The organism is Pseudoflavitalea rhizosphaerae (assembly GCF_003991355.1).
GTDB classification, from domain to species: Bacteria; Bacteroidota; Bacteroidia; order Chitinophagales; family Chitinophagaceae; genus Pseudobacter; species Pseudobacter rhizosphaerae.
In genome coordinates, this window is sequence record NZ_RCSU01000011.1 from 200,466 (window position 1) to 222,553 (window position 22,088).

The following is a 22,088-nucleotide window of genomic DNA, read 5'->3' on the forward strand; positions in this document are numbered from 1 at the left end:
GTTTATGCAGCCATATTTCGTTTAATTAATATTTTAATGGTACCACCGCTGTTTGAAATCGCCCTCCATCTCTTCCTCACGCTACGCCAACCGGTACTCTATCATCAACGCGATATCTTTAAGTGCTATGTTGTTCAATACTGGCAGTCCCGGAGCCAGTTCATCCGGTTCAAACACGCCGGCATCATTTATGGTTATGGTCAAATTCACAGGTGCTGTTCCTGGTTGAAAAGCTGCAAAAATGGATGAAGGAATAGTGGCTGTGGGTTGCTGCAGATCCGGGTCCAGCATGAAAGATGTAATGTTGGCCGAACCACCGCCATTGCCGGTGATGGTAAGGTCCAGATCGATGGGTGGCAGCGAGCCTGATGAATCTTCAAGTTTGTCTTCATCAATTACCAACACCAGTTTGGCGCCGGTGATGGTCAATTCTCTTCCCTGCAGGAACAATGGGAAATGCTTTTCCGACAGTTCAAATGGTATGACTGTACCCGTTTGCTGATGGAACAACCTGTGGAAGGCGGTTGAAAATTCCTGCCTGATGCTGAACAGTCTGGGCAGGGAATTATTGGAAAGGGTATTGTGAATTTCACCAAGAATAGCGCCATTGTCTCCTTCCACCGTTTCCCGGAAAGCTCCATCATACTCTGCTGTATAACTGATATGCAGAATGATATCATTGATGGTATTGTAATCGAAGGGACGGAAGGATTTTGGTAAGAGCAATCCCCAGGTACTATTGACTGCGCCTGCGCCTTCGAAGGGCATATATCGCTCATCCCTGAAATCGAGCCTGAATACCCCCGAGTCGTTCTGGCCGGTGCTGGTGGCGATTGTCACTGAGCGCATAGGCGGCACTGTGAGTAGTTGTTCATCGCCGGTTATTGCATCTTTTCGGATGAAACTTTCTTTCAACGAAAGGGTTGCGCTCACATTGGTAAAGGGTCCCGTCACAGATGGAATGGTAATGCGCGCTGATTTGATACGGCGGCGGTATTGACCGGGATAAAAAAGATCGAAATACAATTCGGGAATTGTAAACTCACACTCTCCGGTGGATTTCAATTGCAGCAATGCAGCCGGATCGATTTGCGCCAGTGAAAAAGCCTGGTCGATCTCCATTGTCCGATAATGTGTTTCCATGTATTTGCGTTCCATCGACCGCAGGTCTGACTGTAAACGTTCTCCTGCCAGTAATCCAACATGAGTGGCATCCCAGTAATTGCTATCCAGCAGCGGTGTGGTATCGTCGTTCTTTTCAAAGCGATAAGCCCGCTCCGCCATCCTTGCCATAGCCAGTGCGTCCTGGTAAGCGGCACGATGGAGCCGTTGCAGGTAGGTAGATAGCCATGTATACAAACCGAAATTGCTGAACTTGTTTTCGTAGTAGTCATAAGTTTCTTCGAGTTGTTGAATAGACAGGTCGTGCAACTCTTTCGATTTTTTGGAAATTTCAAGACGAACACGTGCACCATCGATTTGTTTTTCTATTTCCGACAGCTCGCTGTTTGTTTGGTCCAGTTGGAATTGCCATCCTTGTTCACGGCGTTGGAAATTGGCTTCCAGCGCCATCGAGTCGGATGCTTTCGCAAATGAATCTGCTATGAATCGCATCACCGTACCAAATTTCTCCACACTCTTTGATGATTCTTCGCCTCCGGTGGAGCTGGCCATACCCAGGATCTTGGGGATCATTTCCAGGCCGCCTGAAATTGCTGTGAGTGTAACTACTGACGGCATCAAGAAGTTGCCGACATGTTTGGTCACTTGTTGCGCTTGTTCCCAACCCGTGAGACCTTCATCCAGCAGCAGGTTGTAATGCCCCTTTCTTTGTAAGATGGTTTCTTTTCTTCTTTCCAATGCTTCAATACCAAGTTCTGCAGCCTCAATTTCCTGGTCGCGCATTTTGGTGGAGAGCTTCATGATATTTTCCTGTTGCACAATGCGCATCCTGTTCAGTTCCTCGGCATCTTTTTTCTCCATTGCCGTGAGCAGTGCGGCGCCGAATGATTGCAACATACCGGTGTATTCCTTTGCCTTCATGATCAGGTAGCTGAAGCGATAAGGAGGCAGGTTGCCATTGAGATTGCTGAGAATGTCTTCCATCGAAAGTCCTTCCGCCCTGGCGCGCACCAGTAAACGGGGATCTATTTCCGGAGCAAATAAGGCCAGCTGCCTTTTCAGGCCGCTGAAATTCATACAGCGCCTGATCTTATACAGGCGATCGTCTACACGGTCCCAATAGGCCAGCAGGTCTTTATTACGTGGGATACAGAAGACGCGCGATTGTTGCAGGAAGGTGGTGCCGAAAGAAGCCAGGGGAAAGTATTTGTACATATCAAAAAGCTTCCATTGGGGACCCATGAAATAAACATCCTTGTTGAGCGCTGAAAAGGAATTACTTTTTTTAGCAGCTGCATTACCGGTCCAGGTCATGCTGTCATCGCTTACGATACCTGCTGCATTTCCTGCACGAACGTTTACGTTGGTGTTTGCACTGCCACGGATATCAGGCTCGTCATTCGCCAGGGTTGTGGTAGACTCTGCTGCATATCTTTTCGCAAAATAGTTGCCTGTGGTAATATGCATTGCTGCTTTTGTACGGGATGCAAGCAACCCGGGAACCAGGTACCTGTTTTCTTCCGGGGCTTTTGTTGCACGGTACCTTCCGGCGCCTATACTTTCAACGCCAGCCACATAATCATCATCCCTGCGTCCATATTTCATTTTATGATAGATGGCATCGAAGGTCATGGCGGCATCCCGCTCGTCATTACAATCGCCCAGCTCTGCCGGTCTTCTTCCCAATAGCTCGGCTGCCATAATATACAGCAGGGTGGCTTCATTGATGGATTCCATCGTATCCTGCGCAAAAAGGCTATCGCCCCAATCCAACAGGTTATCGATATACTTCATCACAATGTTCTTCATGTATCCTCCCAATCTTAATCTTGCAATGGCATGCGGATTGAAAGGATCATTCTCGTATGCATAGATGGCGGCTTTGTCGTTCAGTTGTTCTTTGAGTGTTTGTACTGTATGATTGCGGAATTCGATGAACTGCCAAACGCGGTCCAGTTCTCTTTTTTTCTTTTTTACCGGATCGGGTTCGGTGTAATAATCGAAAGGCAGTTTGTCTGAAGTTGGATTGAAAATATAATGGTACCAGCGCATGGCATCGGCATATTTCCCCTGGCTGTTCAGGTGGTTAGCGATCAGGTAGGGGATATGGAAAAAGATCTCCCTGAAATAAACGCCCATTGATCCGGTGGTATCCATCTTGCCTACATTCTTTTCAACATCGGGCAGCAGTGCAAAACCATTTACCGTTACAGGCAGGGAAGGTTCTTTCACTGACCATTCCTGGTAGTAGATATCCAGGAGTCCATCCATACCGGCTTCAAACAAACGTCTTTCCAGTTTTTCACTCAACCTGGTGCCGATACGTTTGAGGGCATACGGCCAGAAATCGATGCCTAACAAACGAGTGGTGCGATTGGCGTGGATATAAAGGAGATCCCCCTGGTAATCAAGAATGCCATCTGTAAGTACGCCATTTACGATCTCAAGTTCCATGTTGCTGGTGGGCGAATAGGTGAGTAGTTTACCACGATCGAGCACAATTGGATACATATCCCTCGCCCAGGTAGCTTCTGTATATTGCTTGCCGCTGGTATGCATCACAAAGTAACCGAATTCGATTCCATTATTTGCAAATGTCAATCGTCTGTAAGCGGGCGTTCTTGGTACGCTGAAACTGGGTGAGTAATTGGTTTGGGTAACCTTCCTGGCAAAGAGGTCTACCTTGCCAAGCATATCAAAACTTCTACCGTTGAGAGCGAGGGTACTGCCGGAACGTTGGGAAGGAAATACACGTGTCCATTTTTCTTCTTTTAAAGTATAGGCGTCGCGCGGTTCCACGTGCATGAATTGAATATCGTTCGAATTGATTTCGTACCTGGGGCGAAACAGTCTTCTTACGGCAGGTTGGGTCATGTCTATCAGAACTTTGGAATCCGAAGTCCCGTACTCTACAGGATAGGAAGTACTTTCCAAAACGCCTTCGCCTTCTTTGGCGGCTTTCTTGAGACCTTTTATGAAATGATCTGTAAAGATGAGCCCGGCAGCATCGGCATCCAGCCCGGGTGGGATCACCAGGCCAAATAGCGTAGAGGATACCAGCTCACTCATAAAACCGGACCTTTCGGTTGCGCTTACCAGTGGGTCCCAGATAAGACCGGGGCCTTTCGAAAAAACCGAGTGGTCCAGTTGAAGCGTTTGAGGCGGCGTCCAGCTTCCGTCGAGGTTCAATGATGTGAATTTAACAATCATCGTATGTTCATACCCGGCAAATACCTGGCTGCCTGCCAGCGTTTCATTCCTCGCTTTCGTAAAGATCTCTGTCCAGAATACGTACAATTTATTCCTGAAAATAATGGGCGATACTTTGCGTACAGGGATCTGCACATTGATCTTTTCCCAGTTGCCCCATACGATCCCTTTATTGGTGTCAGGTTCCTGCGACTCGTAAATATTCTCAACGGTACGATAATAATATTCTCCGGGGTCGCTGTTGGTACAGCCGAATAGATGCAATACGTCACGACTGCTGTTTTTATCGTGGTAAGAGCCTGCAATTTTCAGGTTTCCGATCTCGCTGAAACCTTTCATGTATTTGGCGTAAGCGTCCTGAACTGTTTGTGCATTGATGTCTTGTGTCAGCAATTCCGATTCAATGTCTTTGAACAGGCTTGTTTTATCATCACGCAGATCGGGTTCGATATAATTTTCCGGCCAGAGGAACACTTTGCGATTGGCCTGCCATACCCTGAAATTCTTCCGCCATTCCCATTCATGAACGGGGATATCTGTAGGCTGCACATGCAGGTTACCATCTTCACTTTGTTCCAGGTTCATGATGCATCGCTGGATGTACAGTTGCAGGCTGGACAAACCGGCCACCACCCGAGATGTGCGTGCGCAACCCATCAGCTCTGTATCAATCAGGAAATAATGATAGAGATCGTTGGGGTATTTGAACATTACGGGGTTCAGTACATGAATGAAATAGTCCGTCAATGCATCTCTTTTTTGCTCCCTGATCTTGTCTTCAAACGGTTCTATTTTTTCAAGGTATTCTTCTTCCGTTTCATACTTGGTGCGAATGGCCGCTACAATGCTCTCCACGGCAGCGCTCAATCCATCGTAGTCTGTGGCCAGCATCAATGGCAGCGCTTCACCGCCAATGCCCAGGAATTGCACCATAGACACGCATTGCGCCAGTTTGTTCAGCGCCTCCAATGCGCGGTTGGCGGGCGCCAGGGTAACGGGATCGGAAACGGGGAACGGTAATACCTGGTTCAGCGATGTAATGATGCCCTGCTCTGCTTTCAGGAACTGCGATAATTCATCGAGGCTGTCATCGGCAAAACGCATCGCGGTAGTGAAATCGAATGAAGTGAGCACAGTGAACAGAGCAGCTGTTTTGTCTTTCGCTTTTTTCAGTAATTGCAGGAAGAGGAAGGTTTGTTTGATATTGGCAAGAGTGGGAGCACCGTAATTTGTAATATGGAACAAAGCTGAACCCCCACCGGATTGCTGTTGCATAAACGTCAATGCTTCCACGGTAAATGCTTCATCTTTGAGCCAGGTGGAGAGTTTTTGTAATGACTGCATCAGTTGAACCAGCACAGGGGAATCTGCTGTACCATGTAAAAGTTGTGCAAGTGCATCACTTGTGGCAGGAGACGTTAAGTCGAAGCCTGCCAGCGAAGCAAGCGCCCGCGATTTTTCTGAAGTGATGCCGAATTGCCTTGCCAGCATTACAGGAATTATCTCGCCGGCATAATAGGCCAGGAGATGTTTTTTGGCGTCGTCTGCACTTAATGGGATACCGGCAGGTATAACGATAACAGAGCCGGGAGTATATGCAGGAGCAAGCCAGTACAATTCCGCCGATGCGGTGGGAAGATAGATGGCAGTATTGGTATCCAGTATACTTTGTGATTGAGCCCTGTTCAAGCCTGCCACGCCAACGAATACATGATCGGGAATATCGGCAGCGCCTGGCTGCAGGTAAATGCTGAGCATTTCCCGGATATGGTTTTCCAACAGGGTTAATCCGGACGGCGATAAGGCAGCGGCTATCGCTGGTGGTATAATGATAGCAACCGTAGAAGGATCGGTAACGGTGGGGGATACCCGATACGACCGGATATTCGCCCGTTCAATTAATGCAGTATTGGCCGCTATGATCTCCGCTGACTGCGCTTCAGTGATGCCGGGAAAATAACTGAAGAGCGTAGCGGCAAAGATCAGGTGCTGCTCAACAATCACCTGGTCCATAATGCCTTCGGCAGCTTCTTTTCCATCGGGAATAATATAAGTCTCCGGAACAGGAAGACCAGTGAGGAACAGCAGGTCTTCCACCTTGAATTTCGTTTCTTTCCACCAGTTTACGAGCTCTGCAATCGCAAACAGTTTTTCAGGCGAGTTGATCACCGTGGTGGATTGAATATTCATCAATGCGAAAAGCTGTGTTATGGAAATTTTCAAAGCCTTCGCCAGCCTTGCATGTCTGTACAACAGCGAGAGGGATGCATGGGTAAGTGTAAAACTGCCATCGGCTGCGCTACCCAGGGAAGTTTTCAGGTTTTCGATCAACAGGTAAAGGTCATCATCATTCATGCCTAGACCTGCCAGCAGCCGGTGCAGGATGGCTGTTCCTGCATTATCGGGTAGGTCTGACCGGTAGGCAGGATGTTGAAAGTTGAGGGAGAGGGTTGCTGGATCCCATTCACCCTGTCTGATAAATGCAGGCAGGTTGAAAAGTTGCGAAAAGAAAGAACTTTTCCAGTTGACTGGTATCAATGTGAATAGTGATACCAGTTCAGGTATTTTAAGTTTCAGTTGTTTCTGTAAGGCAGACCATTGGCTCAACAGGTGAACGGGAATCGATTGGGCATCGGTAATGATACCTGCTTCGCGCAGGTAGAACAATACCTGGTCAAGCTCATCGATACTCCATTCCAAATTGCGTTTCAGCCGCAGGAAACGGTGCAGCCGGTCGAGGAAGGCAAGTGTGAGACCGTGTACCTGTTCTTTGTCTGGCTGTACACTGCCAGCGCTGGTGCTTGCCACGATGTTCACGGATTCAGCGCCATCCAGTGATACGAAACGAGTGTTTACAAGCTGCGTGAATTCTTTCCGGGAACATTCCATTCTTCGCAGGAATGGTTGTACATCCCGGGGGTTAATGATACCGGAGGCCGGGAATGGCATGCCATAAAGATCACTCAGGAAAGCCACTGTGGCATTAGGTGTAGTGATCAGCTCATATTCCCTGAGTGATAATCGCAGTTGGGACTGCGGTATGATATGGGTTGGATCATCTCCATACTGCAATACGAGGCGGGCTATGTTCTCTCTCTTTACAGGAAAATGGTTCAGGTATATATCCAGTGCCTCCATAGGCATGAGGAAGGGCTGGTAAAAACTATTGATGGAAGGCAGGTCATACAATTTTTTGTACACGAATGCCTCGATACCTGGCCGGTTGTTCATGGAACCGGAGTAGCCACTGCCGGGTCTTGAAGCGAGATAATTTTCCAGTATTTCCAAAATGATAACCAGGTAGGGGATCAGTTTATTGGTATTCTCGCAGGTGAGCGGCAGACCGTTCCAGAGATCTCTGCGGCGTACTTTGGGATTGAGGATATGATTGGCTTTGGCTCCTGAAAAATGTTCGTCCAGCACATTCTTTTGCAGGAAATCCATGAGGTCAACAAAATATGCTGCGGGGCTGATGATGGATTTGCAGTCATCGCATTGACAATAATTCTGATTACCGAAAAGTGATGCAAAACCATCCAGCCGGTTTAGCCAGGGTTTTACCTGTGGGCCTTTGTAAATAGGCCCCAGCCAATCCAGCCCGCCATAGATTACGTCAAGGATAGTACCTGTATTGGCCGTTAGTCCTTTTGTTATTTCAGCAGCAGCATCATAGTACCTGCGTGCCACTGCTTCTTCCATACCGGTATTGTTTTTGAACTTCGCATAACTATCGGAGGATACCTGGTATGCTGCATGGTACCCGTTCTCCATCAGGTTACGGGCGTCTTCCGTATCCATTGTTACATGAAACATCCGCTGTCCCGAGCGTAGGTTGGCAAGTACCAGCTCCTGGTCTTTTTCAGAGATATTCTTAAATGAAAGCTGTTGAAGGTCTTCACTGTCTGGTGTATAATCGAGGGAGAGTAACGGGACGTCCTGGTTTTGACTGTAAAAGTTCTCCAGCAGGTTGATCCTTCTTTGTACTTCATTTATCTTTTCAGTTTCGGGAATATCTTTTTGTGCCAGTACGGTAGAGATATGCAGGCCGGGGTAGCGATTGATCGTCTTGTTCAGATCTTCATAGGGTTTACGCAATTTTTCCTGTTCGGCAGGAGGGATATCTGTCAACTGTAATTCGTCGAATGGTATTGCATTGAAGAGCTGAGCGTTCCCGCCGAGCAGTGGTGTTAACTGTTGCAGTTGTTTGGAAAACGGTCCCTTTTCCAGTGCCCGGTGCAGTGATATAAAAGATTGGTCCGGGTAGATCATTTCTACCTGTTTACGCAGGAAGGCTGCATATTCTATTACCGTGGTTTCTTTGGGTATTTCGATTTGATTTTTGACGAGAAGATTTTCCCAGTCGCTGCGCCGCCAGGCAGCAAGGTTACGGAGAGCTTTTCCGTTCAAAGAGTTTTTGATCACTTCGGGTAAGCGTGTATTGCCCGCCGATAGCTGGATGATGTTCACATGAAGCCCCAGCGCAGCGGCATCTTTACCTGTCAATATTTTCTCCTTTACCAGAGAATCCAGTAATTCATGGCTCATTTGATCGGTATCCAGGTCCCTGTTGATCAGTTGTTGTACCGGCGCTTCAGCAAGCCCGCTCATGGTTGCTGCTTTGATCAGGTCGGCCTTTCTCAGTTCTTTTGCGAAAAGTGCATTTTGTTCGAGCGGCAACTGTGGATTGAAAATAGCGTCGAGCCCGGACACGCCTGACCAATTCTGCATATGTTCTGCGATCTCCAGTTTTACAAGCGGCGACAAGCGGCTTTTCTGTGCCAGTTCGGTTATGGCTTCCTGTGGTGTTTGATTTTGCACTAAACCGGTCTGTTCCAGTTGCAGCTGGCGGATAAATACTTTTGCCTCCAAAGAGTTTTCGCTGAAGTAATTTACAAGGTCTTTATGAAGTTGTTGTTCCGCCTTTTTTTGAAGTTTTTGGAATAGTTCAGGGTTCTTCTTCTGCAATTCCACCAGCGACAGTCCTGCCAATTCACTGATTGTTCCGATCTCTTTCCCGTCGAATACTGGTGCAGGGCGGAGCGGGGCAATATCATCGGGGTTCGATTTCAGTTCGATCACTATATCATACAACTTCCCTGAATTTTTGAAGGGCTTGTCTTCCGTGCTGTGAATGCAGGTTTCTCCCGTGAATACGCGAAAAAAGATATCCGGCGAATCTGAAATTTTCGGACTGGAGAAACGAGCTGCATCATAGGTGATGGTAAACACACCATTGAAGTCAGTACCCCTTGCTCCCAGGAAATCGCTTTTTTTATCGTCCCTGTCCCAGGCTTCCACTTTCAGGCCGGGCACGGGTTGTTTGGTTATGCTGTCTATCACCTTCCCCTGCGCAATATAATCGGGAGATTTATCTGCTTCTTCACTATTTATCTGAATGATTATATTGTCTGTTTCTTTCCACTGCGTGAGCGGTTTTTCTTCAGTGGAGTGGATCACTTCATTACCCTGATATAAGAGAAAGAACACGGCCGGTTGATCACGCGTTTCGTCCATAAACTGTTTTGGGTCGAACGGGATAGTAAATCTTCCTCGCTGGTCGCTGATTGCAAAACCAATCTGATCGCTTGCCTGGAGGTCTTTCTCCCAGGCGCTGATCTTCATTCCTGCAACGGGTTTTCCGGAGCGTGCGTCAAGGATGGCGCCTTTCAATATGATCATAGAAGGTAAGTTGAATATAGTTTTAAAAATATCTTACATAATTGCGTCCGGGTTCATTGCTGAAAATGGCGCGGACCACGGTTCGTCCATTGACCCGGAGGAAATAAACGACCTGACTGGGAACAGTAGCCGAAGAAGAGGCATAGCGTGGTTGCACACTAAAAAAGATGCGGTCTGCCGGGGTACTGCTTTCCACGATACCAGCCACTCTTCCAACAAACTGGTTGAATTGTCCCATGTTCATGAATCCCCACTGCGGGAAAGTATTGTCGAGTCCCCCAATTCCGCCAAACCGGTTATCGCGGGCGTGGCCGGCCTGGAAAACATTTCCATCGCGGCCATTGATGAGGGAAGAATGTTCTGCTTGTGCTACCCGCCTTGCAGATCTGCTGGTGGCGGTGCCTGAGAGGCGTGTATGTGGTTCTTCCAGCCTGCCGGTCATGGCATCCAGCCTGCGTACGCCGCTGGCGTCTGTACGTGAGGTCATTCTATCTGAGACGCCTGCACTGGACGGCCCAACGCGGCTGCGGCCTATATCGCCCCCGGGTTGTCTTGGCAGCGGTCGTGGTCTTGGAGCTGAAGAAGAGGGCGCAGCCGTTGGCGTAGTGCCTGCGCCGCCGCCGCCTGGTGGCGCTGCTGCAGCAGGTCTGCTCAAGCGATCTGAAATGCGGCCCATACCTGCATCCATGGCTGCACCAAATGCCATGCCCTGTGCGCCTGCATTCAGGATGGCGCCAGTATCTGTGATCCTTCCGTTGGTGAGCAGCTGGTGAGTGGCTTCACCGGCAGATCCGCCAAAGCCACCCAGTGATGCGCCGCGTGCAGCCCTCACCGTTGCACGGAATGCTGCTGAATTATTGAAGGCAGATTCTGCCGATAACAATGCTCTCTGAGAAAAAGTGGCTGTTCCTGCTGCGCGTGCGGAAGTAGCAACAGCAACTGCGCCCCTGGTTGAACTGGCGAGGGCAGCGCCTGCACCAGCCGTGAGGAATCCTGCCGCAGCGCCTACTGCTCCTGCTTCCAAAGCCTGTCCCCAGTTGAGATTGGGCAACACTTCGCGGCCCTGGAAAGCAAGCGTTAAACTCTGACTGGTAAGATCGCCGGCCATACCTGCAACAAATCCGCCCACTGCGCCAATGGCGAGCATACCGCCGAGAGAGGTAGCCGCTGCTGCGCCAAATACTACGGTAGCCAAACCTGCTGTGGCAATGGTCAATACCACGCTCACTACAATCACGGCAGCTATGATCAATGCTGTTTGCCACCATTCAAGTTCCTGCGGCGGTTCCCCGGTACCGTTACCCGAACCGTTCGGACTGCCATTGGGATCTCCATCCGGACTTCCGGGTCTTCCCTCGCCCGATCCAGTACCTGTTCCGGAATAAGGTGTGCCCTCTCTTGCATTGGGATCCCCATCCAATGAATAAGGCGCAGATGGATCTATATCGCGTGTGCCGGTGCCTCCTTCGCGCGCGCCTCTCATCCGCTCCCTGCTTGCACTACCCGTTCCCGTGCGGCCATCGCCACTGCCAGCACCTGTTCCTCCTCTTCCTGTGCCACCGCTTCCGGTTCCACTACTTCCTGAAGCCCCGCTGCCGGATGCGCCACCACTTCCTGTTCCTGAACCTCCACTGGTAGTTCCGGAACCAGTACCTGTAGCAACACCACTGCCTGTTGCACCAGTTCCTGTACCGGAACCTACGGCGCCACCATCACCAATACCATTGCCTGCACTGGTACCAATGCCGCCACCATCGCCGGTAGCGCCTGTACCGGCGCCGGCATCTTCCTCACCACTTCCTTCTCCTTCTCCTGTATCGCCAACACCTTCACCTGCGCTGTCTTCCCCATCTCCCGGATTTTCTCCGTCGGGTGCATCGGGGTTGGCATCATACACGTTAACGTTAGCGCCAGGATGCGCTGCCCTCCATTCTTCAATGAAGGCCATGAATTCGGCACGGCTATTAAAAGTTCTGATAGATGTGCCCGATGAATCCGTTACCCTGAAAGAACTCGGGAAACTCAGAGGTACGCTGATCCTGACTGAACCCCTCCTACGTTCCGGACTGGTGCGTGTTTGCCGACCGTCCTCATCTTCTTCATCTGCCGGACCGTTCTTTACGAACAGGTACAAATTCAATCCGTCTTCATGACTAATGGGGTCAGGACTCAACCACCTGCACATCCACGATGCGTAGTATCGATAACCATAATAATAAAAGCCTGTAACATCATCTCTTTCTTTTCCGCTATAACGGTAATCCTTTAACCGGATACCTTGTTGCCGGTCTCCGGCAATAAAAGCTGAACAGCCGAAAGGAAAGAACTCTTCATAACTGATCAGTTCTCCCGATTCATCCAGCTCCATATTGGCCGCACTCAAATTTTCACATAACTGGTAGTGGAATCTTTTTTGTGCAATATTGTTTGTTTCCCTGCCTGAAGTGTCTGCTGTCCACTGATGCAACAAGCCAACACGTTCCTCCCCACTGGTGAGATGTGAAGTGGTCCTGTGTAAAATAACGTTATTGTTTATGCGAATACTTATGATCTCGCATCCATCCAGGTATAATTTTTCCGTAATCTCTGTTTGACCGGCCACCAGCCGTTCACTGACTTTACGCACTCTTGCGCTTTCTATCCCGTATACATAATACTCGGCATCGTCCACGCTGCCTGGCCTGGCTATTACTACCACTTTCTGCAACTGGTTCAGGTAATTCCATACAATATTTTGCAAATGCGGGAGGTACAGGCAATTGCCCGAGAGATCGAATTTTGTTTCGGGCGTAAGCACCGGGTTACCGGCAAGATCGAGGGCAGGCAGCGAACGGTTAGAGGTACCCGAAACCCAGAAGTTCTGATTCCAGGTTACCGCAGATCCGCCAGGTAATGCTTCTGTACGATGTTCCATTTGAAGCAGATTGCCCGAGAGATCGTATTGGTATGAGCGCCTGTATCGGCGAATGGAAGCGCCATTGTTCAAGGTGATATGCCGGGTCCCTTTGATGAATCCGGGCGCTTCCGGCAACTGGCTATAATCCTGATGGTCCAGAGATTGATGGGTTCTTCCTTTTGATTCCACCAGTTGGTAGAAAGAATCGTAGGTGAATTCTTTTTGCGGGGAAATGGGAAGCCCGGTAATGACGGGGGAAGAACTTTCCTGGGCAAGGTCGTTCAGGAAAACGAGGTTGCCTGCTGCGTCGTAGGTGTAACGGATATCCTGGTACAGCCTTCCGGAGGAAGGCATATGTGCAGTCATTCTTTCCAGTCGCATGGAAAGAGGATGATAATGAAAATTCCGCTGCACACCATTTCCGAGTGTCACTTGCGTTTGCTGCCCACGTGCATTGTATACTACTCCCTGAATAATGGGCTGGTCATTCAGGCCACCATCGCCTGTTGTTAGTAATACCTGGTTCAATGCACCACTTTGCAGGTATGTATATATGCGCTGTGTGGCATCGGGCAGGGAACTTTCCTTCATTCTGCCCATCGCGTCAAAGACGGTGCGGGTGTGGAAGATACCGGGAAGTAATGTTACACCTGACAGGTTGGTCCAGTCGGGAATTGATTTATAATCGGAAATGACTTGTTGTTCTTTCTGGAGTACAACCCCCATCAGGTTGCACAAGGTTATTCTGGTTACTCCGGATGAGTTGTAATGTTCAATACATTGTCCACGAAGGTTTCGGTTCAGGGCATCATTTGCCGGCAGCGATTCTCCATATACCAGTCTTTCCACAGGTTGATCGATACCCGGCCCATCGGCATGTACAGTAGTAACACGGCCGAGTGCATCGTACATGAACTGCTGGTGAAAGCCGCGGCCATCCCATAGGTGAATGGCTTTACTGGAAGCGTGCGGGAACTGCCATTTTTCACCTGCATCAACACTGTGTTCAAAGAAAACCCTTCCAAGCATATCACGTATATAGGTAAACGCAGTGATGCTGCGTGGGTCGATGATGGCAGCAGGGCTGCCCAGGAAATTCAAACGCGTTCGGGTTCGCTTGATTAATCCTTCTGAACTTTTTTCTTCCACCAGAAATGAACGGCCTGCAGCATCGAGGTAGGTGATGGTTGGCGTATCCTTGTGTTCCTGTGCTTTTCTCAAAGCAAGTTTTTCAGGATCTGTTTCATCGGTGAGCGCTTCTTTTTCCAATTCATATACGGAGCCTTCGATGGCATCTATCTGATCATATTTTTTCGAGAGCCAGGGAGTTACTTCCACTTTTGTTAAAGTGCCATCGGCGAAAATCGTTTTAACCGGACGGCCAAGCGGGTCATAGAATTGGAGCGATGATTGCCCAAATCTTTCCAGTAACTCGTCCGATTCAAAATCAGGAGTAGGAGAATAATAGGGCTCAAACTGCCTTACCACATCCTGTTTGTTGTTGTAGATGGTGTGGCCAGATACCAGCCAGCGTGGCGATGCTACTGCCAGTACGGGTTCCTCATCCGCCATGATAATATTTCCTGCGCCATCCCTTGAAATGGCCAGTCCATCTTCTACCAGTGTTTTGTCTTGCAGATTTCGACCAAAACCATCGAGGTAACTGATAGCTGATTGACACCTGCTGTTGTTCTGAACGTTTCCCATGCCATCATTTACCCATTCTTCCCTGCTGAGGGAAACAGTACGTAAGGGAATATTGTCCAGTTCATAGAAAACAAAACTGGAAATTCCCTGCAGGAATTGTGCAGGGTTGCTGATCACATCATTGAAGGAAAAACCTGCCTGTTCAACATACTGGTCCAGTGTTTGATTACCATACGGCAATACTGTATTCGTGCTGCCCTGGATCTGGCCGTGGACGGTAGCCAGCACAATAATGCCCAGGGCATCGTATCTCACTTCCGATACATTGTTATTGATATCGGTGATGCGTTCCGGTGCAAGGAAATGATAGTCCAGTTGCGCGGTGGTGGTATTACCCAATGGATCAGTATGACTTGTAAGGTTGAGGAAATAAGGATCGTAGGTATAGGTGTAGCTGGTGGTATCGGCCTGTGTTTCTGCTGCCAGTACATTGAATTCATTGGGAGGACTGTATTGTGCAGTATCTCCTTTGTGCCACCAATGTGCATCATGGAAAACATATCCGTTTGCGAGTGGCATGGAAGGATCGTATCGATCTCCCAATGAATTTTCCAGGAAGCTGTTGTTGAAGCAGGCAGTTTCACTATGATGTAATAGCGGCATCAGTTCAGCAGTTCCGAAAGGAAGCGCTGCGGTTTGTCCGGCATTCCAGTAATAATTCTTTACCCACTGCATCAACCGGGCCTGCCTGCCACCGGTAAAGGCGGCATCGAAGGAAAGCGGGGAAGAGGCAAGCATATCTTCTACCTGATCAGATAATTCTTTGAAAGCTATAGGTTGCCCTGGCGTTGCAGGCAATATCCCATTTAGTTCGTATTGCTTTTCTTCCAGTAGAATGCCTTGCATGTATTGCTCTTCCGTTTCGATATGCAGCATGTTGGCGACACCCAACTGGGCAAGTGTTGACTGCTGTTCAGGCAGTGCAGCGGGATCGGTATTGCCATAGGCCAGTTTCAGTACATGCGTAGCTGTGCCAAAAGCATCTGTTTCCAGGTTTATGGTATGGTTGATGCGAGGGTGTGTGGGAATGGCATCATAAGTATATTCAAATTGTTCCAGCGGGAAAACGATAAAAGCCGCCAGTTCTTCTGCAGTGGCAGGTTGCAATCGACGGATCGAGTATTTCGTGTGTCCGATACCGATAGGATATTCATTCCTTTGACCGGAATGGTCAAGTCCATAGGTTTCCGTTCTGATAACCTGACCGGATAAAGCTTTTAATGCATAGTTGTATTCGATGGCGCTCATTGGCGGGATGGCGCTTTCGATCTCATAGTCTGCGTAAATTGAAGCAAGACCGCTATAATATTGGGTGGACCTTTCTTTTTCATCACCGGCCACGCCGTTGTGGTACCAGGTCCGAATACAAACAGGATCCGAAAATTCTGTTTCGGGAATTCCTGCTGATGTACCCTGGTAAATATCTGCGTCGTACTGATCAACCAGCCCGAAACCTTTGAAGCATTTTTCGTCTGCATCATAATAACCGTTGTAGTATTCCCATCGCTGGGTAAACCGGGTATTGCCTGTATGATCGATGGTGGTCAAAGCATCCACCACAATGGTATGTCCTGGCAGTTTGGTGATCCAGTTATGCTGAAGATAATGACGCCCCGAGTAGCCGTAAGTTACCTGTATCTCTTGTCCCATGCTGTTCTTTACATTCAGCAGCAAATGGGGTTTCAATGCTTTGTTCAATTCCAGGTAATATAATGGTGCTGTTCCGTATTGTGTGCAGGTGGACCATACGAGGCAGGGTGTGCCTTTGGCCAGGAAATCTATCACCTGGATATTGGCATACTGATCAATCACAGGGATACCGTAAATGCTTTTGCCTGGCAGGAATTTATTGCCACCAATATTTATCCAGTAGCGAATTTCTCCTTTGCCCAAATACAGCAGGTCGGAAGTGCCGGTGCCATTGAGATCGATCAGTCGAATGCGCGATGCGTCAAGTTCAAATTCGTTTTCGATTAGTGGTGAGTTTTCCATCACGATTCCTTCTCCAAACCTGCCATAACCCAGGTTGGGCCAGTACTCTATTCTGCCGTTCCGGATGCGTACCTGGTCGGGCAAACCATCACCTGTCATATCTGCGAGGAAATAATCGAGAGAAGGAATGAAGCCGATGCCAATGCCGTCCACGGCAGGCTTTGCAATCTGAACCGGTGCAGCAAATCCTTCTTTTCCTTTGGATGGATAATAGGTGATACGGTCTTGTTCCACTGTTACAAAGTCTGATAAGCCATCTCCTGTAAGGTCTATCAATTGGGAGTGTACACCCATATCCGCGATCTGTGGAGAAGAAGAAAAGGGAACAAATCCATTCCAGGTTTCTTTTTCCCTGTCGAATGAATAGTAACCTGCTTCGCGGCCTGTCATCACTACCAGTTCGGGATTGCCATCGCCGTCAAAATCGTTCAGTGTATAAGCGCCAAGTGGGGCAGATGGTTTCTGCACTACTGTTACCTGTGGCCCCAGTATGCCATTACCCAGGTTGGGTTTGTAATACCAGCTATTGTTCATCTCGTAGAGGATGCCGGGCAATCCTTCTCCATAGAGGTCCATCCATTTATGGTTCAGGGAACCGATACCCAGTGGCGCATTTTCAATACTGTTGATGCGTGCGGGTTGAAAAGTGGAATCGGGGGATGCCTGCGAGTATTCGAACACTAATGGCGGAACTGTTTTTTCAGAGTAGTTGTTCCCGTTTCTTTTATAACCTGTATAATGGATGCTGCTGACAGTTGTTTCTTTATCGGGGCCTTCTGAATAATTGAGTTGCAGACTCCCTGTTAGTGTAGGGCCGGCGCCCAGTTCATCCATATGATGGAACATCAGGATGCGTCTGCACAGCCGGTAGGTCCTGAGTTCAAAGCCAGGTGCGTAGGTAGAGAAAGGATCATGCCTGGCAGGCCATGCATTTACGATGTTGTATGCCGTGGAAGGCGTATTGCCATGTTCGCCGTAATCCATCACGATCTCAAACAACCATTGTTGTTCTGCTGGCGGGCTTTGATTGGGATAAACCGCCAGGCGATTACCGTAGCGAATACGCTTGATGTATTGTTGCGCCAGCCCACTGCCAGAAGGCAATCGGTGATGTTCATAGCTGGATTTGAAATCGACCTGTTCTTGTGTTTCCTGTTGATATTCATATTCCACTGCATTTCCCAGGTTGTCGTACTCTGCCTCAATAAGCCATTGAAAAATTTGTCCCGGATGCAGGGGATGTTGGATACGGGTGGAAGATGTTGCGCCAAGGATCAGGAGATTGTTGGTTTTGCTGCGGATACGCCAATGGATGTCCGTTGTATTCTTGTTCACCCATTTTTCCACTCTCAGGAATGTTGGGTCGATGGTTGGCCTGTAGTAATAAATGGTATGTGTACTATTGTCTGCTATGCGTTGTTTCCATTCACCATCCTGCTCCCGGAGTAGTGGTACCAGTTCCTGCCCACCAAAAGCATATCGTTGCTCTTTATTGTAATCAGGATAGCCATCCTTCATGTTGATTGAAACGGAAGAAAGACCATTGAGCCCCCAGCCGGTGCCAAATGCAGAATTCCTGCCGTTTGAACTGTATACCAACTCAAGATCGGGATTGAGTTCATTCCGCCCGGGCGTCAGGGGCACCTGAACCTTCAGCGCAATAGCACCTGATTGGGGATCAACAGATACCTGGTGTGGGATAACGATATCCCTCACCTCAGTTTTTTTGAATTCCGGTGCTTTCAGCATAGACAATAGTTTAGAATGGTGCTACTAATATTGTCAATGGAAAAAAAGGGCTACGGAACGCGAAATGTAACAGGGGGATTGAGAATCAGCCTTACTAACGAAATAAATGTAGTCAAATTAATCCAATGCGTGTGTCAGTAGAAATACTGAAATATTGATGTGTAATGATAACGTATTGATAGTGGCCCATACAAAAAAACTTTCCACCGGTTGGTACGTTTTCAGCCAGCCAGGGTCTTTCCACTTGCAGGCGCTATCGCTTGTATAAAATGCTGCTATGAAGGATTTCCATCGTTTGATTATTCCGTTTGCTATTTTGTTTTTAATGATCCTTGTTCCCGCTTCGAAGGCCTGGTGTCAAAGCGCGACAATTGAATGTACTTTTTCATCTACTCAACAAAGCAAGCCAAGGGTCTTTCAGGCCACGTATGGCCGTCTGCAACCTGTTACTTCAGCAGTGGTCCGCCAGCATCCAAAACAGTCCCGCTTTACAATCCAGATACCATTAAAGAGATCCGGTTATTATTATCTCGGTGCAGGAGATGAATTCCAGGTAACAGGGAAACAAAGGATCTATTTGCAACCCGGACAAACATTGCAGTTGGAATTGAATGATACTGCATTTTCGATCCGGTCTCCGGAACCTGTGAATGCATTCCTTTTGCAATGGCGCCATCGCATATGGCCATTATTGAGTGAACACGCCAGGAAGCAACCCGAGAGAAGTAATATGCCGGATTTCAATGCCAAACTCGACAACTGGCTGAAGGAATGGGACAGCCAGCCGCTAATTCCCGCAACTGGCGCCCCTTCCCTCGACAGCTCACTGCAAAAGGTCATTCGCCTTGATCTCATTTTCGCAGCCACCAGTTATCTCACACTCGCCAAAGCCACCAAAGAAGAACCTACTGATCTGCACCCATTTTATCGAACCATCGATACTAAAAGCCTCACAAAGAATGGAGGTGTTGAATCCCATCCCTTCGGCATGAAATTGCTGGAATCCCTGTACTATCTGAAACAAAACCTGCAGGGAAAAACCTTTGCTTATGGACTCGATATGGAAAAGCAACTGGAAGATGTTCAACATCCGGTTCTGCGGGCAGAGATTGTGATAGATGCGTTACGACAATTAAAAACGCAAGAAGGCTTACAATCATATAAAGAACGGTACGGCCCCTCAATCATCAACCCTGCCCAACAAAAACGATTCAAAGAGCGACTGGCCATCACCACCTCCAGATTACCCCTGCAGCAATGGGCCGTTGAAGGCTTCGCCTTACCTGATACAGCAGGCAATACTGTTGCCCTTCAAGACTTGAAAGGAAAAATTGTAGTGGTGGATGTATGGGCAACCTGGTGTGTGCCCTGCGTTGCGGAGTTCCCTTCGCTGAAACAACTCGAACACGATTATGGCAACAAGAACGTGGCCTTCGTGGGCATCTCCATGGATTCGGAAAAATTCCGGGATTACTGGAAAAACTTTGTTGCGGAAAAAGCGCCGGGAAGCATTCAGCTCTTTGCCGGTCCAAACAGTCCATTTTCAAAAATGTATAGGATCGGAGGCATTCCCCGCTTCATGATCTTTGATAAAACAGGGAAGATGTTGTACGGCGATGCTCCCAGGGCCTCATCCTTTGAGCTGAGGCTATTACTGGATCAGCTCCTCAGTAAACCCTAATTAATGATCAATGCTTTTGAGGCCGGATACGAAGGAATTGTGGGCCGGTTAATGTCCACATGAGATGCATTGATTTTTTTAGCATCTTTACTACACTAAACCTCCGTATTGCAGCAAGCCGCACTATATGATGAAAAATTGACCCTCCATAACATTGCAGAGGGTGACCAGGCTGCGTTCTATGAACTTTACAAACGGTATGCGGATCAGTTGCAAAACTATATCCGGCGCATTACAGCAGACGAGTTGGCCGCAGAAGGTATCCTGCAGGAAATATTCCTGCGCGTTTGGTTGAACAGGGATGAATTGACTGAACTGAATAATTTCAAAGCCTGGATCTTTACCATTGCCACCAACGAGACAATGCGATTCCTGCGAAAGAAGATCACTTACAGGCAACTGCTTCAGAAGTCGGCCACTACAGTTCCCGTACAACAATCCATTACACCAGACCTTGAATATGATTTACAGGAACTTCGCCGGCTGATACAATTGGCCGTTGACCGGCTTTCTCCGCAACGCCGGTTGATCTTTTCCATGAGCCGTGAGCAGGGAATGAAACCTTCAATGATCGCAGCCGAACTGGATCTCAGCATCAGCACTGTAAAAAATTCGCTTTCCACTGCTCTCAAAGAGATCCGGTCTTATTTAAGAGATGCCGGTATCGTTATCAATATACTCGTTATCCTCAATATCCTTTTTAAAAGAATGTAATTGGTACGTTCTCTCCTGTGCCGGGTCTTATTATCCACTAGCTATTAAACCTTCAATCATTCAATATGAATAAAGACCGTATTGCATATATCATACAGGCTTTCAGAAGCAATTCATTGACCACAAAGGAGTGGGATGAATTGAATGAATTGCTGAAGGAAGAGAACAGCGGAACGCTGAGAGCCTACCTGATGGACTTACTGGAGCGTCAGCCCGGAACAGTTAAGGTCACCCTTTCAGCCAATGATGAAGCCATCCTGCAAAATATTCTGAATAGCGACCGGAAAGATCCTGCATCGATTGTAACAAAATCGATATCCGGAGAACAAAAGCCTTCCAGTAAATCCCGTATGCTTTTCCGTTGGACGGCTGCTGCTGCCATCCTGTTGGCGGTTGTCGGCGGATGGCTGATCTGGCAAAATATATCCGAACAAACGGCCAACCTGACCGCTAAAGAAAATATAGGAGAAGCGTTCAAGATCAAAGCCCCGCAGCAAGGCGCTGTGCTGACCCTTTCGGATGGAACAAAAGTATTGCTCGATACGGTGAACGATGGATTCAGAACCAGTGAGCATTCAACCGATCTGCAATGGGAAGATGGTGAACTTCGCTATGGGAGCGCTTCACAGACCGCCGGGACGAGGGGGGCAACTGCTTACAATACGCTCGAAACACCTGCCGGCCGGCAATTCAGGATCCAGCTTCCCGATGGCTCGAAAGTCTGGTTGAATGCAATGAGTTCTATCAGGTACCCTGTTGCTTTCACCGGGAAAACCAGAGCGGTGGAACTGAAGGGCGAAGCTTACCTGGAAGTAGCGAAGGATCCCCGCAGGGGATTTATCGTTAGCACAGAAACAGGCCTCCAGCTGGATGTGCTGGGAACCGCTTTTAATGTAAATGGATACAGCAGTGAAAAAGAAGTGAAAGTAACCTTGGTGGAAGGCTCATTGCTTGTGAAAGCACAGGCTGCACAAAATAACAACGCTGTGAAAATAAAACCCGGTGAACAGGCTACAGTGGCACAGACAGCCAATGGAAAAATAAATCCCACATCTAAGATCAGTGTAGACCGGTCCGTGGATATGGAACAGGTGCTGGCCTGGAAGAATGGCCGGTTCAATTTTGAAGGTATGAAACTGCGCCAGGTGATGAAACAACTGGAACGATGGTATGATGTAACGGTCGTTTATGAAGATGGCGTTCCGGATACCGAATTCTATGGAGAGCTGAGCCGCGATAATTCCCTGGGTGATATCCTGCTCGCTTTCAAGGATGCAGAACTGAAATACAAATTAGAAGGACGAAAACTAACGATCATGAAATAAAACCCGGCTTATC

Annotated in this window: 5 protein-coding genes; 3 read left to right on the forward strand and 2 right to left on the reverse strand. The window is 48.4% G+C overall.

Annotated features, from left to right (window positions below):
- Nucleotides 1–81: 81 nt before the first annotated feature.
- Nucleotides 82–10,011: a Tc toxin subunit A-related protein gene (locus tag D9Y29_RS19105; protein ID WP_127131205.1), complete on the reverse strand. Its 9,930-nt coding sequence runs from the start codon at nt 10,009–10,011 to the stop codon at nt 82–84.
- A 22-nt stretch (nt 10,012–10,033) separates the two neighbouring features.
- Nucleotides 10,034–18,355, reverse strand: a complete 8,322-nt coding sequence (locus D9Y29_RS19110; protein ID WP_127131207.1) for a SpvB/TcaC N-terminal domain-containing protein — start codon at nt 18,353–18,355, stop codon at nt 10,034–10,036.
- A 325-nt stretch (nt 18,356–18,680) separates the two neighbouring features.
- Between D9Y29_RS19110 and D9Y29_RS19115 the strand changes: the two genes are divergently transcribed.
- The 3 genes from D9Y29_RS19115 (at nt 18,681) to D9Y29_RS19125 (ending at nt 22,075) form a co-directional block, all read left to right on the forward strand.
- Nucleotides 18,681–20,036, forward strand: coding sequence for a TlpA family protein disulfide reductase (locus D9Y29_RS19115; protein ID WP_164735480.1), 1,356 nt, complete (start codon nt 18,681–18,683; stop codon nt 20,034–20,036).
- Nucleotides 20,037–20,144: 108 nt separating this feature from the next.
- On the forward strand, nt 20,145–20,750 hold the full coding sequence (locus D9Y29_RS19120; protein WP_127131212.1) for an RNA polymerase sigma factor: 606 nt from the start codon (nt 20,145–20,147) through the stop codon (nt 20,748–20,750).
- A gap of 65 nt (nt 20,751–20,815) precedes the next feature.
- Complete coding sequence (locus D9Y29_RS19125) at nt 20,816–22,075, forward strand: FecR family protein (RefSeq protein ID WP_127131214.1); 1,260 nt, start codon at nt 20,816–20,818, stop codon at nt 22,073–22,075.
- Nucleotides 22,076–22,088: the final 13 nt, after the last annotated feature.

What these genes read in the sequence shown, in the direction of transcription:
- D9Y29_RS19105 (WP_127131205.1), bottom strand. Translation starts at nt 10,011, where the DNA reads ATGATCATATTGAAAGGCGCCATCCTTGACGCACGCTCCGGAAAACCC.
- D9Y29_RS19125 (WP_127131214.1), top strand. Translation starts at nt 20,816, where the DNA reads ATGAATAAAGACCGTATTGCATATATCATACAGGCTTTCAGAAGCAAT.
- D9Y29_RS19110 (WP_127131207.1), bottom strand. Translation starts at nt 18,355, where the DNA reads ATGCTGAAAGCACCGGAATTCAAAAAAACTGAGGTGAGGGATATCGTT.
- D9Y29_RS19115 (WP_164735480.1), top strand. Translation starts at nt 18,681, where the DNA reads ATGATCCTTGTTCCCGCTTCGAAGGCCTGGTGTCAAAGCGCGACAATT.